This is a genomic window from Streptomyces meridianus, assembly GCF_023703325.1.
In the GTDB taxonomy this organism is placed as follows: Bacteria; Actinomycetota; Actinomycetes; order Streptomycetales; family Streptomycetaceae; genus Streptomyces; species Streptomyces meridianus.
The window spans coordinates 135,966-151,278 of the sequence record NZ_JAMQGM010000029.1; the positions used below are offsets into that span (position 1 = coordinate 135,966).

Below are 15,313 nucleotides of genomic sequence, written 5' to 3' on the forward strand. Positions count from 1 at the left end.
CGCCGATGTGGTCGCGTTGCCCGGTTCCACGTCGAACGTGCCGCCCGTGGCCCCGGGCGAACCCGGGGCGGGCCCGGCGGCCTGCGCAGCGCCTGCGCCGGCGGCAGGGCCGTGCCGGGGCGGTTGTCAGAGCGCCAGTTTGAAGCCGATGTGCGATCCGGTGAAGCCGAGTCGCTCGTAGAACCGGTGTGCGTCCACGCGGGTCGCGTCCGAGGTCAGCTGCACCAACCGGCAGTTGCGCCGCCGGGATTCGTCCACGGCCCAGGCGATCAGCTCGGTGCCGAGCCCGCTGCCCCGTTCGTCGCCGTGCACCCGGACTGCCTCGATGACCGAACGCGTCGCTCCCCGGCGGGAGAGCCCGGGGATGATCGTGAGCTGGAGTGTGCCGACGACGCGTCCGCCGCGCGCGGCCACCGTCAGGTACTGGTTCGGGTCGTCCGTGAGCCGCTCGAGCGCCTCGAGGTACGGGGAGAGGTCGCCGGGGGACTCCCGCTGGGAGCCCAGCGGATCGTCGGCCAGCATGCCCACGATCGCGGGAACGTCGTCGGCGGTCGCCGGACGGATGTCGAGGTCGGTCATGACCGGAATCCTAGGGACGTCGCGCACGGCGAGGAGGCCGAAGGGGACTTCCGGGCTCCGGTCCCGGTTCGCGACGGGCGGCGGCACCCGGGTGCGGTCCCGGGCCGGGCGGCGCATCGGCCCGGAGGAGCGGGCCGGCGCCTACGCTCCCTCCATGCCGAAACTCCATCTCTTCGACCTCGACGGCACGTTGATGTACGGATCCGCTGCCCCCGTGGAGATCTCACGCCAACTCGGGCTCTCCGACGAGGTGGCGGTCATCGAGCGGGGGTTCGCCCGCGGCGAGCTGACGCCTCACCAGGTTGCCGAGGGACTGTGCGCCCTGTGGTCGGAGCTGACCGAGGCCCATGTGCGGGCTGCATTCGAGGGGGCGCCGTGGCTGACCGGCATCCGTGAGGTGTGGGCCGAGATCGCGGATGCCGGAGACTATTGCGCCGTGGTGTCGCTGTCCCCGGATTTCTTCGTGAACCGCTTGCTGGAGTGGGGCGCTCACGATGCCCGCGGTTCGCGTTTCCCGGAAGTCCCTTTCCGCGATCCCGTTGATCCCGCCGGGATCCTCTCGTCCGCTGCGAAAGTGAAGATCGCCGAAGAGTTGTGCACCCGATTCAGGGTGACCACGGCGGATTGCATTGCCTACGGTGATTCTCTTTCCGACGTGGATCTTTTCGCGGCCGTCCCGCTCTCCGTTGCCGTGAACGGCGACCGGCACGTGAGTTCACTCGCCTCGTGCGCCTACCGCGGGCGTGATCTTCGCGAGGTTTATGAACTCGCCGGTAACCATGTACGTGACTCTCGGAAGGGGTTCGGTCGCCCACACGCTCCCGCGGGTTCAGCGGCCGGAGAATTTCCCGGGACGGCAATCGGGCATCGGAAATGAAGGGTTTCAGGATGTGATCGGAACGGGTCTTGTGGATTCGTCCGGGACCGGTATGGTCTAATCCGGTTCGGTTGTGGTGCGCTGCTGCTGAACCGGGGCGTCATGAGGAAGTGCACCGCCGAACGGGGACACGGAGTCGTGGACCGGGCTTCCGGCACCGGCCCGCCGTGTGCACGCAGAGCATGCCGCCGCCAGGGGAACGGTGGCCCACGGCGGACGGGCGTGTGATCCGCCGCATGCCACCCGCGGGGGTTGCTCCCGCCTGCCAGGGGAAGCAGGCGGAACGGGAGAGCAACGGCACATTCCGGATACGCAAGTGTTGACCGAATCTGAGGATGTTCGAGGCGAGGCAGATCATGGACGCTCCGACCACTACGTCGTCCGACGGCGGCTCCGGCGGCGACGGCTTCGGCAGTGGCAGCTGGTTCACGCCGGTGCATCGGTTGCACGAGACGGCCGCGGACGGCCGGAACAGCCAGGACCCCCAGCACCGCCGGGACGACGGCCGGGAGCAGTCGGCGGCGGCCGACGACTCGTGGTTCACCCGCAGCCACACGCCGCCCCCCGCGGCGTCTGCGTCCGCTCCCGACCGGGACGCGACGGCGGACCCCACCGGCGGCTCGCCGTACTTCCAGCCCCGTCCCGCGTCGACCGCGGACCGTGGGCCCTCCCCCGACGCGATCCTGATCCGGCGCACCCTCGAAGAGATCGAGCCCATCTCCGACAAGGTCACGTCGTACTTCTACGCGCTGGTCTTCCTCCGGTACCCGCAGCTGAGGGACATGTTCCCGGTGGCGATGGACACCCAGCGCGACCGGCTGTTCAAGGCCCTGCTCACCGCCGGCCGGCACGCCGACGACACCGGGCGGCTCACCGAGTACCTGAGCCAGCTGGGCCGCGGACACCGTAAGTACGGCACCCTGCCCGACCACTACCCGGCCATCGGCGAGTGCCTGATCGGAGCCCTGGCCCAGTACGCGTCCCGGACATGGAGCGCCGAGACCGAAGCCGCCTGGGTCCGGGCCTACACCACGATCTCCCAGATCATGATCGACGCCGCCGCGCAGGACGAGCAGCACACCCCGCCGTGGTGGGAGGCGGAGGTGGTCGCGCACGAACGCCGGACCTCCGACATCGCGGTCGTCACGGTCCGCCCCGACCAGCCGTACCCGTTCCGGGCCGGTCAGTACGCCTCGCTCGAGACGCCCTGGTGGCCGCGCGTCTGGCGCAACTACTCCTTCTCCTGCGCCCCCCGGCCCGACGGTCTGCTCTCCTTCCACGTGAAGGCCGTTCCGGCGGGCTGGGTGTCGAATGCCCTGGTGCACCGGGCCAGCCCCGGTGACGTGATCCGGCTCGGCCCCCCGGGCGGATCCATGACGGTGGACCACAGCACCGACAACGGGCTGCTCTGCCTGGGCGGCGGGACCGGCATCGCCCCCATCAAGGCCCTGGTGGAGGAGGTGGCCGAGCACGGGCGCCAACGGCCCGTCGAAGTCTTCTACGGCGCACGCAGCGACCACGACCTGTACGACATCGACACCATGAAGCGCCTGGAGCGCGCGCACTCCTGGCTCTCGGTGCGCCCGGTGGTCTCCGAGCGCCGGGAGATCGGCGCCGGCACCCGTTTCCCCCAGGCCGTCCTCCAGTACGGCCCGTGGAACGCGTACGACGCCTATCTGTCCGGACCGCCCGGGATGATCCGCAGCGGCGTGGACACCCTGGTCGGTGTCGGCATACCGTCGCATCGGATCCGGCACGACGCCTTCGAGGAGTTCGCCGGCGCGGGGACCTCGAGTACGTACGAGTGAGGGTGGAGAACGCAGGGATGTTGGACGAGGCCGAGCACGGCGATGGCGCACCGGCAGGCCACGCCCGCCCCGGCAGCGAGGGTGAGCACGACCTCCAGGAGCGCATGGGCACCGCCGACCGGGCCACCAAGTTCTACAACGCGCAGGTCCTGGACCGGCTGAACAGCAGGATGCAGGAGTTCGCCGCCCGCCAGGAGATGTTCTTCCTGTCCACCGCGGACTCGCGCGGCGAGTGCGACAGCTCGTTCCGGGCCGGACCGCCCGGCTTCCTGCAGGTGCTGGACGCCCGCACTCTCGCCTATCCCGAGTACCGGGGCAACGGTGTCCTCGCCAGCCTCGGGAACATCGAGGAGAACCCGCACCTCGGCATCCTGATGATCGATTTCCTCCAGGACCGGATCGGCCTGCACGTGAACGGCACCGCCCGGATCGTGCCCGACGAGCAGATGCGCATCGACCACCCCGGTCTGCCCCAGGACCCGGTGCCCGGCCGGCGGGCCCTGGTCTGGGTCGTCGTCGGGGTCGAAGAGGCCTACATCCACTGCGCGAAGCACATACCTCAGTTGCAGAAGGCGGATCCGGACAAGCGCGGCCGGCAGGCCTGGGGAACCGACGACCACCGGCGCAAGGGCGGTGACTTCTTCGGAGCCGCGGCCGAGGCGCGGGACCGTCAGCCGTACCGCAGGCCGCCGAAGCAGGACCCCGGGGAGTGGCGCGCGGAGGCGGAGCGCTTCGTCCGACGTGCGGAGAGCCGCGCGGAGAAAGCCGCCACGCGGCCGTTCCGCGGCTGGTTCGGCTGAGCGCCGGCCGCCCCGGCCGGCCTGCGCCGCCCGTTTCCGGGATTCACCCCAGGTCGGGAGCGTGCAGCGCGCGCATGCCCTCGATGTTCCCGTCGAGGTAGTGGCGCAGCGACAGCGGAACCACCTCGACCGAGGCGATGCCCACCCGGTTGAAGGGGATGCGGACGATCTCGTAGACGCCGCAGGGCTCCTCGACTTCCGGACCGTGCCGGCGGGCGATGTCCATGGACACGAGCCGGCACAGGAAGAAGTGCTGCACCTTGACGCCGGGGGCACCGCTGTCGGTGTTGTGCTCCACGGTGTCGACGAACGCCGGTACGACGTCCACGACCTTGGCGCCGAGTTCCTCGTCCAACTCGCGGTGCAGGGCGTCGACGACGGTGGTGTCACCGGGCTCCACGCCGCCCCCCGGGGTGATCCAGTACGGTCGCATGCCCGGTTTGGTGCGCTTGATGAGGATCATGTCGTCGCCGTCGAGCAGAATGGCGCGGGCCGTGCGCTTGACCACCGGTCGTTCGGTCATGGGAGAGATGTCGCCCCGTAAAGCGCCCTCGAAACTCCGTGGTCGCCGAAAACCGGCCACTGTGACCGATTCCGGCCACTTTCCGGTCGGGAAGGACCCATGAGCCACCGTATTGTGTCGAATCCGTGATGGGTTGCTGGCGCAGAGTCAACTAATCTGGTGGCTGAGTTCCGGATCAGGGGACCGGGGGCGCGGACGGCTCGAGCCACGAGGGGGGAGGCTCGAGCCGTCCGCTGTTTCCGGGCCGGGGACCGCACGCCCTGCGCCGTCGGACAGGATTCCTGGCTCAGAAGCCTAGCGGTCCGAGGCGTCCAGAGCCCCGAGCACGTCGGCGATCAGATCCGGCGCGTCCTCCACGCCGACCGAGAACCGGACGAACCCCTCCGGCACCGCATCGCCGCCCCACCGCCCGCGCCGTTCGGCGGTCGACCGCACGCCGCCGAAGCTCGTCGCGTCGTCCACCAGCCGCAGCGCGGACAGGAACCGCTCGGCGCGCTCCCGGCCGTCCAGGACGAACGACACCACACAGCCGTACCGGCCGCCGCGCATCTGCCGCGCGGCGACCCGGTGCGCGGGGTCTCCCGGCAGCCCGGGATGGCGCACCCCGGTCACATCCGGCCGCTCGAGCAGGGCCTCAGCCAGCGCCAGGGCGGTCGCCGCCTGCCGGTCGACGCGCAGCTGCAGCGTGGCCAGCGAACGGTGGGCGAGCCAGGCCTCCATCGGCCCGACGATCGCTCCCGCGGTCCTGCGCCACTGCCGGACGCCGGCCGCCCGCTCCGGATCGCGGCAGGTGACGTAGCCGAGCAGCACGTCGCCGTGGCCGGTGAGCGCCTTGGTGCCGCTGGCCACCGAGAAGTCGGCGCCGAGATCCAGCGGACGCTGGCCGAGCGGCGTGGCCAGGGTGTTGTCGACGGCGACCACCGCTCCCGCCCGGTGCGCCGCATCCGCGAGCCGGCGGATGTCGCAGACGTCCAGGCCGGGGTTGGACGGCGACTCGATCCACAGCAGCTTCGCACCCTCGAGCTGTGCCAGCTGGGCCTCCCCGGCGGTCGGCGCGGTCCGCACCTCGACGCCGTACGCCTCCAGCCGCTCCCGGATCAGGGGCAGCGCCTGATAGCCGTCGTCGGGGAGGACGACGACGTCACCGGCGCTCACCTGGGAGAACACCACCGCCGAGATCGCGCCCATGCCGGACGGGAACACGACCGTCTCGGCGGCCTCGTCCGGGGACTCCAGCTCGCCGATGGCCTGCTCGAGCAGCGTCCAGGTCGGATTCTGCTCGCGGCCGTAGGTGTAGGGGCCGACGGGCTCGCCGGGCAGGTGGTAGTGGGCCGCGAACACGGGCCCGGGCATGGACGGCCGGTACGCCTCCGGCTCCGGGAGACCGGCCCGGACCACGCGCGTTCCGTCGCCTGTCGTGTGCTGTTCGGGAGTGGTGCTCATCGGTCCATGGTCCGTCATGGCGGTTCAGTCGTCGTCGGGCAGGGCCAGGTGCAGCGCCCAGGAGACGATCGCGACCACGAGCCCGCCGACGAGAGCCGTCCAGAAGCCGTCGACCCGGAAGGAGAGGTCGAGCACACCGGCCAGCCAGGAGGTCAGGAGCAGCATCAGCGCGTTGACGACCAGCGCGATCAGACCGAGGGTGACGACGAACAGCGGCAGCGACAGCAGCTTCACGACCGGCTTGACGACGAAGTTCACCAATCCGAACAGCAGCGCCACGAGAATGAGGGTGAGCGCCTGGCGGCCGGTGTCCGCTCCGGTCAGCGTTATGCCTTCGAGCAGCCAGACGGCCACCAGGAGGGCGGCCGCGTTGGCGGCCGTCTTGACGGCGAAAGTCTTCATGGTGAGATCGTGGCAGACCGGTTGCGCGTGACAAGGGGTGGGCAGGGATGAAGGCTTTCCGACTCGACGACCTGGAGGCGGAGCGCATCGCCAACGACGGTGCGTACCTGCGGTTCCTGCACGAGCGGAACATGTCCGTCGGGCTGTACGCCCTGGACGCGGGCGCCGTCGATCCGCAGCAGCCCCACGACGAGGACGAGGTGTACGTCGTGGTCAGCGGCCGGGGTGCGGTCACCGTCGGGCAGGAGACGACGACCGTCGCGCGGGGCAGCGTCGTCTACGTGCCGGCCGGGGCACCCCACCGCTTCCACCACATCAGTGAGGACCTGCGGATCCTGGTCGTGTTCTCCCCGCCCGGGAACTGACCCCGGGTGCCGGGAGCCCGTAGGGGGCGGGTCAGGGAAGTCCGGGGGGCAGGCCCGCTCCGCCGGGGCCTCGGCCCGCCTAGCATCGAATGTGTCACCGGAGGCACCGGGACAACGAGGGTGGAGGCGGGCGACGACATGGACATCAAGGAGACTTTCGCGGGCATGCCGTGGTGGGTGAAGTGGGTCGCCGTACCGCTGCTCGCGCTGATCGTGTTCGGCGGCCTGATCACAAGCGTCCTCGCCTTCGTGATCGGCCTCGTGTTCAAGGTCCTGATCTTCGTGGCGCTCGTCGCCGCGCTGGTCTTCGTCGTGCGGAAGTTCACGTCGCCGCCCTCCCACGGGGGCTGACCGGGCCGGACAGGACGCGGCGGGCTCGTACGGGCCCGCCGCGCAGCCGTGCACCGGGGGCGCTCTGGCGTGCGCCCTCGCACACCCACTAGCGTGGTCGCCGTCTGTCATCGCGGGAGCTCGGAGCACCGGGCTGAGAGGGCGCTGACCCCGTACCTGACGTACGGAATCCGCTGCGCCGACCGCTGAACCTGTTACCGGGTAATGCCGGCGTAGGGAGTGGGTCTCATGACCATCAACGATGCGCGCACGCCTGCCTCGAGCACGGACGAGGCGCCAACCCCCGGATGGCACAAGGGATATCTGACCGGATCGCGTCCGGACCTGCGGGTCCCGGTGCGCCGGGTGCACCTGACCAACGGCCGGGACGTCACGCTGTACGACACCTCCGGCCCGTACACCGACCCGTCCGTGGACACCGACGTACGGCGCGGGCTCGAACCGCTGCGCCGCAACTGGATCGTCGAACGCGGCGACACCGAGGAGTACACCGGGCGGCCGCTGCGCCCGGAGGACGACGGGCTCCGGCACACCTCGCCCCGCGGCGGCCTGCGCAATCTCGACGCGGTCTTCCCCGGCCGCCCGCGGCTGCCCCGCCGCAGCCGGGCCGGGGCCGCGGCGACCCAGCTCGTGTACGCCCGCCGCGGGGAGGTCACCGCGGAGATGGAGTACGCGGCGCTGCGGGAGAACGTCTCGCCCGACGTGGTCCGTGAGGAGATCGCCGCCGGGCGGGCGGTGCTCCCGGCCAACGTCAACCATCCGGAGAGCGAGCCGATGGTGATCGGCAAGCGGTTCCTGGTGAAGGTCAACGCCAACATCGGCAACTCCGCGGTGACCTCCTCGATCGAGGAGGAGGTGGAGAAGATGACGTGGGCGACTCGGTGGGGCGCGGACACCGTCATGGACCTCTCCACCGGCCGCAACATCCACACCACGCGCGAGTGGGTGCTGCGCAACTCCCCCGTTCCGATCGGCACCGTGCCGCTGTACCAGGCGCTGGAGAAGGTCGACGGCAGGGCCGAGGACCTGACCTGGGAGACCTACAAGGACACGGTGATCGAACAGGCCGAGCAGGGCGTGGACTACATGACGGTGCACGCCGGGGTGTTGCTCCGGTACGTTCCGCTGACCGCCCGCCGCCGGACGGGCATCGTCTCGCGCGGCGGTTCGATCATGGCCGCCTGGTGCCTGGCGCACCACCGGGAGAACTTCCTGTACGAGAACTTCGAGGAGCTGTGCACGATCCTGGCCTCGTACGACGTCACCTTCTCGCTCGGCGACGGGCTGCGGCCCGGTTCCGTGTCGGACGCCAACGACGAGGCGCAGTACGCGGAGTTGCGGACCCTCGGCGAGCTCAACACCGTCGCGAAGCGGCACGGCGTCCAGACGATGATCGAGGGACCGGGACACGTCCCGATGCACAGGATCAAGGAGAACGTCGAGCTCCAGCAGGAGATCTGCGAGGAGGCGCCGTTCTACACCCTCGGTCCGCTGACCACGGACGTCGCCCCCGCCTACGACCACATCACCTCCGGCATCGGAGCGGCCGTGATCGCCTGGTGGGGCACCGCGATGCTCTGCTACGTCACGCCCAAGGAGCACCTGGGCCTGCCGGACCGCGACGACGTGAAGACCGGCGTGATCACCTACAAGATCGCGGCGCACGCCGCGGACCTCGCCAAGGGGCACCCGGGCGCGCAGGACTGGGACGACGCACTGTCCGACGCCCGCTTCGAATTCCGCTGGGAGGACCAGTTCAACCTGGCTCTCGACCCGGACACGGCCCGGGCGTTCCACGACGAGACGCTGCCGGCCGAGCCCGCGAAGACGGCGCACTTCTGCTCGATGTGCGGGCCGAAGTTCTGCTCGATGAAGATCAGCCGGAGCATCAACGAGCAGTTCGCCGGCGGCGCCGGGTCCGGATCCGCCGGTGATGCGGAGATCGAGGCCGGAATGCTGGAGAAGTCCCGCGAGTTCGCCGCCTCGGGCCACCGCATCCACCTCCCCCTCGCGGAGGACTGATCTCGCTCCCCTGGCCCGTGTCGCCGCGGTGCGGGCCAGGGGCATGGGGGTGGGGACCAGGGGGTGGCGCCGTGCTTCGGGATTCCCGAGTCGTTCGTACAACAGGCGGATCGACACCCGCCCGGGTGGGGGCCGCCGGTAGCGTACGAACACTCCGGGGACGATCCCGGGAATCCGCAGGACGGGGAGGCTTTTGAGGATGGATCTCGTACTACGTCCCGGCAGGACGGAGGACCAACAGGAGTGCGGGCGCATCTGCTTCGAGGCGTTCAGCGGGATCGCGGCAGCGTACAACTACCCGTCCGACATGCCGAGTGAGGCTTTCGCAACCGAGCTGATGGGGCACTCGCTGACGCACCCGGGCGTGTACAGCGTGGTCGCCGAACTCGACGGCCGGATCGTCGGCAGCAGCTTCCTCGACGAACGCTCGTCCGTGGCCGGGATCGGCCCCGTCAGCGTCGACCCGGCTCTCCAGAACAGCGGCGTCGGGCGCCGGCTGATGCAGGACGTGATGGCCCGGGCCGCTGATCGCGGGGCAGCCGGGGTCCGCCTCGTGCAGAACGCCTACCACTGCCGCTCGTTCGCGCTCTACGCCGGACTCGGCTTCGAGTTCCGGGAGAGCCTGCTCTGTCTCCAGGGCCCGCCGGTGGGACGGACATTCCCCGGCTACGACGTGCGTGAGGCGACGAAGGAGGATCTCGCCGCCTGCGACGACCTGTGCCGCAGGGTCCACGGCATGGACCGCGGTGCGGAGCTCGCCGAAGCGGTGGAGGGCGGCACGGCGCGCGTCGTCGAGCACGCCGGGCGGATCACCGGCTACGCAACCGGGCTGTCGTTCACGGCACATGCGGTCGCCGAGAGCAGCGAGGGCATCAAGGCGCTGATCGGCTCGGCCGACGGCTTCGAGGGCCCGGGCATCCTGGTGCCCGCGAGCGACAGCGCGCTCGTGCAGTGGTGCCTTGCGGAGGGTTTGCGCATCCGGGAGATCATGAGCCAGATGACCACCGGGCTCTACAACCGTCCGGCCGGTGCCTGGCTGTCGTCGATCCTCTTCTGACCGCTTCGCGTCCGTCGGAGATCCGCCCGTGCATCGGTGCTCCCGCACGGCAGCCGCCGGCGTCGTGAGGTGCCCCTGACGCCTGCCGGTCCGCGGCGCGGCCGGTTCGGGCCGGGATCAGCCCGGTTCGTGGTCGGGGCTGCCGTAGTCCGGGCTGCTGTACCCGGGGCTGTTGAAGCTCGGCCGGGAGCCCTCCCGGGGGTCCTGCCGGTCAGCAGCGCCGTCACCGGTCTCGGCGGGGCTGCTGAAGTCCGGTCGGCTGTAGCCCAGATCGGGCATCCGGCGGACGAGGCGGGGATCGTCGCCGTACGCGCCGTCGGCGCGGCGCACGGCCGGCCCCTCCGCCGCGGGCACGTCCCGCAGGAACGGCAGGACGCCGCGTTCCAGCAGCGCCTGCCGCCAGGCCTCCCGGGCCCGGGCGACCTCCTCGGGTCCGGGAACCGGCGCCGCGGTCCGTACCGGGGCGGCCCCGTCCCGCAGTGCGGTGACCAGCAGCCCGCCCATCGCGAGCACCAGGGCTCCGCCTGTGAGTGCGGCGAACACCCAGCCGACGCCGATCAGCGACGCCGCGGCGTGCGCGTCGGAGCCGACGGCCCGCAGCAGGTACCCGGTCAGCAGGAACAGCACGGCGGCGACGGCGGCCAGCACCGGAGCCAGCACCGAGACCATGGCGAGCATGCCGGGGCCTTCGCCCTCGTCCGCAGGATCCGCGCCCGCGGGGTCCGCCTCCGCCCCGCCCTCGCCGGCGGCCCTGCGCACCTGGAGGTAGTGCCGGTACTCGTCGGCGGCGCTTGCCGCTATCCCGGCCGAGGCGTCGAGGGCCAGGGTGCGCAGCTGCTCGGTGGTGAGGCCCGGCTCCGGTACGGCGGACCCGGGCCGCTCGCGCGATCTGCGCAGAGCTTCGTGCAGGACCCGCTCGAATTCGGGGCGGTCCTCGGGAAGCAGATCCTGGGAGCTGTTCATGTGCGTCCCCCGATGCTCCGTGGGCCGGTGCGCCGGCTCTCTCTCGTCAGGGCACGCGGAGCGGCACGGGAGGAGAACCTGCTGCGGCGACAGGCCGATGGTAAAGCGATTTTGCCACGCGGTGACAGGCTGTTTCCGGAAAATGCGGGTGCCGGCGGGCCGGTTGCCCGTCGCCGGGGTGCCCCGCGCCCGTCGGCGGGGACGCCGTCAGCCCTGCAGCGGAAGCCGGACGACCAGCAACTTCCCGTCCATCGTGATGCCGCCGTCCATCGCGACGGCCAGCCCCTCGGCGTAGACGTGCGGGGTGTCGACGACGGGAGGGCCCCCCGGCTCGCCGTCCTCCGAGCCGACCTCGCCCAGCAGGTACGGGATCGGGCTGTGCCCGTGGACGATGCGGCGCCCCCCGAAGGTGCCGATGAGTTCCCGCACCGCTTCGGGGCCGGTGTCGTCGCGGAAGGCGAAGCGCTTGGTGAACTTGCGGAACAGCTCCCAGCATTCGTCCGCGTCGCCGCGCTGCAGGGCCTCGGTCACCGCGTCGTTGACGGCCTCGATGGAGCTGCCGAACTCGAGGTAGGCGGTGGTGTCGGAGTGGACGAGCAGGTGACCGTCCTCCTCCGCCATGGCGTCGAGCCGGGACATCCACTGCAGGTGGTGGTCCTCCAGCCGTTCCATGTCGGTGCGCTGGCCGCCGTTGAGCAGCCAGGCGGCCTGGAAGGAGGCGGTGCCGGCACCGGAGTTGACGGGGACGTCACCGAACCGCTTGGCGCCGATCAGCAGCAGTTCGTGATTGCCCATCAGGGCCTTGCAGTAGCCGCCGGAGGCCGCCGCCTCGGCCGACAGACGCATGACGAGGTCGATGACGCCGATGCCGTCCGGGCCGCGGTCGGTGAAGTCGCCGAGGAACCAGAGCCGGGTGTTGCCCGCACACCAGCGGTCCTCGGGGTCGATGAGGCCCTGCATCCGGAGCGCCGCGCGCAGATCGTCGAGGTATCCGTGTACGTCGCCGACGACGTACAGCGGACCCGGGGCGTTGCCGGTCCCGTGTTCGGGCACCGGGACGACGTCGACGGCGGGACGGTCCGCTGCCATGTCCGGGTGGATCCCCGGGAGGTCCCGTTCGGCCGGCGGGCAGCCGGGCGGTGTCGCCGGCGGGACGGATGCGTGAACGGGTACGGGCGGCATCCCTGCCGTCGTCCGCACCGCGGGTCCCGGACCGGCCCCCTGAGTCATCGACCCCTCCACCATCGCGCCACCGTGCACCGCCGGACCTGCCTTGCCTGCGATGGGGGAGACCCTACTGCTCGGCATGCTGTTCGCGGTGTCGTGGCTCCATCATAGGAACGCGCTGTGCGGATGGTGACGCACCAGGGGCCGTCAATCGAGGCCCTCATGACTGGTCTGCAGGCTTTTCTGCCGAATTGGCCCGATCGATTTTCGGCAGCGAGGATCCACTGGAGCTGCGAAGCACTCGGGGAAGGCGTCACCCGGTCTCGGACGGCGGCCGGGGTGCGCTCACCGTGGTGCGTGGCGGCCGGCGCCGCTGGGACGACGCCCGCACGATCAGTTCCGTCGGTATCACCTGCTCCACCGGACGGTCGGAGGAGAGCCCCTCGATGGCGTCGATCAGGAGCTGCACCACGGCGGTGCCGATGCGACGGGGCTTGAGGGAGAGCGTGGTGATGGGGGGCTCGGTCGTCGAGTAGACGGTCGACTCGCTGCAGCAGACGAGTAACAGGTCGTCGGGGACGCGCAGTCCGTAGCGCCGTGCCGCTGCGAGCAGGTCGGTGCCGTTGGGGTCGAAGAGCCCGTACACGGCGTCGGGCCGGTCCGGGCGGGCGAGCAGACGGTCGGCGGCGACGGCTCCGGCGCAGGGGTCGTGCGCCGGGTACTCCTCGTACACGGGGTCCTGTCCGACACGTTCGCACCAGTTGAGGTACGCGGTGGTGGAGAGCCGGGTGTACGTGTCGGTGGTGGTGCCGGTGAGCAGGCCGATGCGGCGGGCGCCGGCTTCGGCCAGGTGCTCCAACAGGCCCAGCACCGCGGCCTGATGGTCGTTGTCCACCCAGGCCGTGACGGGCAGCGAGCCGGCCGGGCGGCCGTCGGACACGACGGGGAGCCCCTGCCGGACGAGTTCGGTGACGACCGGGTCGTGGTCGGAGGGATCGATGACGACGGTGCCGTCGAGGGCCACGTTGGACCAGACGTCGTGGCGCGAGGTGGCGGGAAGGATCACCAGCGCGTAGCCGCGGGCGAGGGCCGCGGAGGTCGCGGCCCGGGCCATCTCGGCGAAGTAGGCGAACTCGGTGAACGTGAAGGGTTCGTCACCGTAGGTGGTGACGGTCAGGCCGATGAGCCCCGATCTGCCGGTGCGCAGGGTGCGGGCGGCGGCGGAGGGCCGGTACCCCAGCCGGTCGGCGACTTCACGGACGTGGCGGCGGGTGGCGTCGGGCAGTCTGCCCTTGCCGTTGAGCGCGTCCGAGACAGTCGTGATGGAGACGCCGGCCGCGGCGGCCACGTCTCTGATGCCCGCCCGTCCGCGCCGGTTGCCTCGCCGGGACGTGTCCGTCCGGCCCACCTGGTGCTTCCCTGCTGCTGTCATGGCGAGCCGATAGTAGGGCTCGGTCGGTGGACTGGTGGGACTCGGAAATACGGTGCATGAAGTGACCTTTCTGCATGGAAATTTTCCCTCAACAGCCATGGAAAATCAGGCAATTGACTGGCGAAGGCAGCGATTGCCACCTGTGTGAGCTCTGATGCCTGTCGTAGGGGGAATGTTTCGAAGAGGTCTCAAGTCACCTTCACGAGGGACGCGCGCCACGGCGCACGCCAAGGAGCGCGCTGACCGGGCCCGCGCCCGGGCGGTGGCGGACTGCGGGGTCGGCCGGGGCTTCCGGGCGTCTGCGCTGCAGGCGGAAACGCTGGCGCGGCGGTCCTCCTATGGTGTGGAGTGATGCCGAGGACGGGACGGTCGAGGAGGACCTGCGGTGAGCGAGAAGAACCCGAAGCTGCGCGGCGCGCTGGACGGTATCCCCACGTACAAGCCGGGGCGGCCCGCAGCGGCGGGCGGCCGGGCGGCGTACAAGCTGTCGTCCAACGAGAACCCGTACCCCCCGCTCCCCGGTGTGCTGGAGAGCGCGGTCGGGGCCGCCGGAACGTTCAACCGGTACCCGGACATGGCCTGCAGTGCCCTGGTCGCCGAGCTCGCGGAGCGCTTCGGGGTGCCGGCCGAGCACCTGGCGACGGGGACCGGTTCGGTGGGGGTGGCCCAGCAGCTGATCCAGGCGACGGCCGGTCCGGGCGACGAGGTCGTCTATGCCTGGCGGTCCTTCGAGGCTTACCCGATCATCACCCGGATCTCGGGTGCGCGTCCGGTCGAGGTCCCGCTGACCTCCGGCGAGGTGCACGACCTGGACGCGATGGCCGACGCCGTCACCGAGCGGACTCGGCTGGTCTTCGTGTGCAACCCCAACAACCCGACGAGCACGGTGGTGCGCCGGGCGGAGCTGGAGCGCTTCCTGGACCGCGTGCCCTCCGACGTGCTCGTGGTACTGGACGAGGCGTACCGCGAGTTCATCCGCGACGAGCAGGTGCCGGACGGCATCGAGCTCTACCGGGACCGCCCGAACGTCTGTGTTCTCCGCACCTTCTCGAAGGCCTACGGGCTGGCCGGCCTGCGCGTCGGGTTCGCCGTGGCGCACGAGCCGGTGGCCGCGGCGCTGCGCAAGACGGCCGTCCCGTTCGGGGTGAGCCGGATCGCCCAGGACGCGGCGGTCGCCTCGCTGCGCAGCGAGGACGCCCTGCTGGAGCGGGTGGAGTCACTGGTCGCCGAACGGACGCGGGTGCGGGACGCCCTGATCGCGCAGGGCTGGACGGTTCCGGAGTCCCAGGCCAACTTCGTGTGGCTGCGGCTCGGCGAGCGCACCCTGGACTTCGCGGCGGCGTGCGAGGAGGCGGGCGTGATGGTCCGGCCGTTCGCCGGTGAGGGCGTGCGCGTCACGATCGGCGAGGATGCGGGGAACGATCTGTTCCTCGGCGCCGCGGAGGCCTTCCGCAAGGAGCTCTGACTCCCGACCCGCCCCCCGGTGCGGGGGGCGGGGAAGGGCCCGCCTATCCTTGTGAATGT

Annotated in this window: 15 protein-coding genes; 8 read left to right on the plus strand and 7 right to left on the minus strand. The window is 71.0% G+C overall.

The genetic code is table 11. The features are described 5' to 3' along the window. Positions 1–126 precede the first annotated feature (126 nt). Positions 127–579: a GNAT family N-acetyltransferase gene (locus M1E25_RS14360; protein ID WP_251415209.1), complete on the minus strand. Its 453-nt coding sequence runs from the start codon at positions 577–579 to the stop codon at positions 127–129. A 154-nt stretch (positions 580–733) separates the two neighbouring features. Between M1E25_RS14360 and M1E25_RS14365 the strand changes: the two genes are divergently transcribed. From M1E25_RS14365 to M1E25_RS14375, 3 genes are all read left to right on the plus strand, one after another. Beyond that, positions 734–1,456: an HAD family hydrolase gene (locus M1E25_RS14365; protein ID WP_251415212.1), complete on the plus strand. Its 723-nt coding sequence runs from the start codon at positions 734–736 to the stop codon at positions 1,454–1,456. Positions 1,457–1,791: 335 nt separating this feature from the next. Then, positions 1,792–3,264 carry a globin domain-containing protein gene (locus M1E25_RS14370; protein WP_251415215.1) on the plus strand — a complete coding sequence of 491 codons (1,473 nt, stop codon included), beginning with the start codon at positions 1,792–1,794 and terminating at the stop codon, positions 3,262–3,264. A gap of 17 nt (positions 3,265–3,281) precedes the next feature. Next, on the plus strand, positions 3,282–4,064 hold the full coding sequence (locus M1E25_RS14375) for a pyridoxamine 5'-phosphate oxidase family protein (protein WP_251415217.1): 783 nt from the start codon (positions 3,282–3,284) through the stop codon (positions 4,062–4,064). A 43-nt stretch (positions 4,065–4,107) separates the two neighbouring features. Here the strand turns inward: M1E25_RS14375 and M1E25_RS14380 are convergent, their stop codons facing one another. From M1E25_RS14380 to M1E25_RS14390, 3 genes are all read right to left on the minus strand, one after another. Then, positions 4,108–4,587, minus strand: coding sequence for an NUDIX hydrolase (locus M1E25_RS14380; RefSeq protein ID WP_251415219.1), 480 nt, complete (start codon positions 4,585–4,587; stop codon positions 4,108–4,110). A gap of 294 nt (positions 4,588–4,881) precedes the next feature. Then, positions 4,882–6,030, minus strand: a complete 1,149-nt coding sequence (locus tag M1E25_RS14385; protein ID WP_251415224.1) for a cystathionine gamma-lyase — start codon at positions 6,028–6,030, stop codon at positions 4,882–4,884. 24 nt (positions 6,031–6,054) lie between these two features. After that, complete coding sequence (locus M1E25_RS14390) at positions 6,055–6,432, minus strand: phage holin family protein (RefSeq protein WP_251415226.1); 378 nt, start codon at positions 6,430–6,432, stop codon at positions 6,055–6,057. A gap of 47 nt (positions 6,433–6,479) precedes the next feature. Here M1E25_RS14390 and M1E25_RS14395 point away from each other — a divergent pair, with 47 nt between their 5' ends. From M1E25_RS14395 to M1E25_RS14410, 4 genes are all read left to right on the plus strand, one after another. After that, positions 6,480–6,797, plus strand: a complete 318-nt coding sequence (locus tag M1E25_RS14395; RefSeq protein ID WP_251415228.1) for a cupin domain-containing protein — start codon at positions 6,480–6,482, stop codon at positions 6,795–6,797. A 138-nt stretch (positions 6,798–6,935) separates the two neighbouring features. Further along, positions 6,936–7,148, plus strand: a complete 213-nt coding sequence (locus M1E25_RS14400; RefSeq protein ID WP_251415230.1) for a DUF5326 family protein — start codon at positions 6,936–6,938, stop codon at positions 7,146–7,148. 228 nt (positions 7,149–7,376) lie between these two features. Beyond that, positions 7,377–9,170, plus strand: a complete 1,794-nt coding sequence (gene thiC, locus M1E25_RS14405) for a phosphomethylpyrimidine synthase ThiC (RefSeq protein ID WP_251415232.1) — start codon at positions 7,377–7,379, stop codon at positions 9,168–9,170. Between the two features lie 199 nt (positions 9,171–9,369). Then, on the plus strand, positions 9,370–10,227 hold the full coding sequence (locus tag M1E25_RS14410; protein WP_251415234.1) for a GNAT family N-acetyltransferase: 858 nt from the start codon (positions 9,370–9,372) through the stop codon (positions 10,225–10,227). A 117-nt stretch (positions 10,228–10,344) separates the two neighbouring features. On the opposite strand, the gene M1E25_RS14415 is transcribed toward M1E25_RS14410, so the two are convergent. The 3 genes from M1E25_RS14415 to M1E25_RS14425 form a co-directional block, all read right to left on the minus strand. Beyond that, positions 10,345–11,190, minus strand: a complete 846-nt coding sequence (locus tag M1E25_RS14415) for a hypothetical protein (RefSeq protein ID WP_251415236.1) — start codon at positions 11,188–11,190, stop codon at positions 10,345–10,347. Between the two features lie 207 nt (positions 11,191–11,397). Beyond that, a complete protein-coding gene (locus M1E25_RS14420; protein ID WP_251415375.1) occupies positions 11,398–12,435 on the minus strand; it encodes a metallophosphoesterase in 1,038 nt (345 codons plus the stop codon). Positions 12,436–12,670: 235 nt separating this feature from the next. After that, the gene (locus M1E25_RS14425) at positions 12,671–13,789 is read right to left on the minus strand and encodes a LacI family DNA-binding transcriptional regulator (RefSeq protein ID WP_251415238.1); all 1,119 of its coding nucleotides are present in this window, start codon (positions 13,787–13,789) and stop codon (positions 12,671–12,673) included. 385 nt (positions 13,790–14,174) lie between these two features. Between M1E25_RS14425 and hisC the strand changes: the two genes are divergently transcribed. Continuing rightward, positions 14,175–15,254, plus strand: a complete 1,080-nt coding sequence (gene hisC / locus M1E25_RS14430; protein ID WP_251415241.1) for a histidinol-phosphate transaminase — start codon at positions 14,175–14,177, stop codon at positions 15,252–15,254. Positions 15,255–15,313 lie beyond the last annotated feature (59 nt).

Coding starts and splice junctions, on each gene's coding strand:
- M1E25_RS14360 (WP_251415209.1), bottom strand. CDS start 579: ATGACCGACCTCGACATCCGTCCGGCGACCGCCGACGACGTTCCCGCG.
- M1E25_RS14365 (WP_251415212.1), top strand. CDS start 734: ATGCCGAAACTCCATCTCTTCGACCTCGACGGCACGTTGATGTACGGA.
- M1E25_RS14370 (WP_251415215.1), top strand. CDS start 1,792: ATGTTCGAGGCGAGGCAGATCATGGACGCTCCGACCACTACGTCGTCC.
- M1E25_RS14375 (WP_251415217.1), top strand. CDS start 3,282: ATGTTGGACGAGGCCGAGCACGGCGATGGCGCACCGGCAGGCCACGCC.
- M1E25_RS14380 (WP_251415219.1), bottom strand. CDS start 4,587: ATGACCGAACGACCGGTGGTCAAGCGCACGGCCCGCGCCATTCTGCTC.
- M1E25_RS14385 (WP_251415224.1), bottom strand. CDS start 6,030: ATGAGCACCACTCCCGAACAGCACACGACAGGCGACGGAACGCGCGTG.
- M1E25_RS14390 (WP_251415226.1), bottom strand. CDS start 6,432: ATGAAGACTTTCGCCGTCAAGACGGCCGCCAACGCGGCCGCCCTCCTG.
- M1E25_RS14395 (WP_251415228.1), top strand. CDS start 6,480: ATGAAGGCTTTCCGACTCGACGACCTGGAGGCGGAGCGCATCGCCAAC.
- M1E25_RS14400 (WP_251415230.1), top strand. CDS start 6,936: ATGGACATCAAGGAGACTTTCGCGGGCATGCCGTGGTGGGTGAAGTGG.
- thiC (WP_251415232.1), top strand. CDS start 7,377: ATGACCATCAACGATGCGCGCACGCCTGCCTCGAGCACGGACGAGGCG.
- M1E25_RS14410 (WP_251415234.1), top strand. CDS start 9,370: ATGGATCTCGTACTACGTCCCGGCAGGACGGAGGACCAACAGGAGTGC.
- M1E25_RS14415 (WP_251415236.1), bottom strand. CDS start 11,190: ATGAACAGCTCCCAGGATCTGCTTCCCGAGGACCGCCCCGAATTCGAG.
- M1E25_RS14420 (WP_251415375.1), bottom strand. CDS start 12,435: ATGGTGGAGGGGTCGATGACTCAGGGGGCCGGTCCGGGACCCGCGGTG.
- M1E25_RS14425 (WP_251415238.1), bottom strand. CDS start 13,789: ATGACAGCAGCAGGGAAGCACCAGGTGGGCCGGACGGACACGTCCCGG.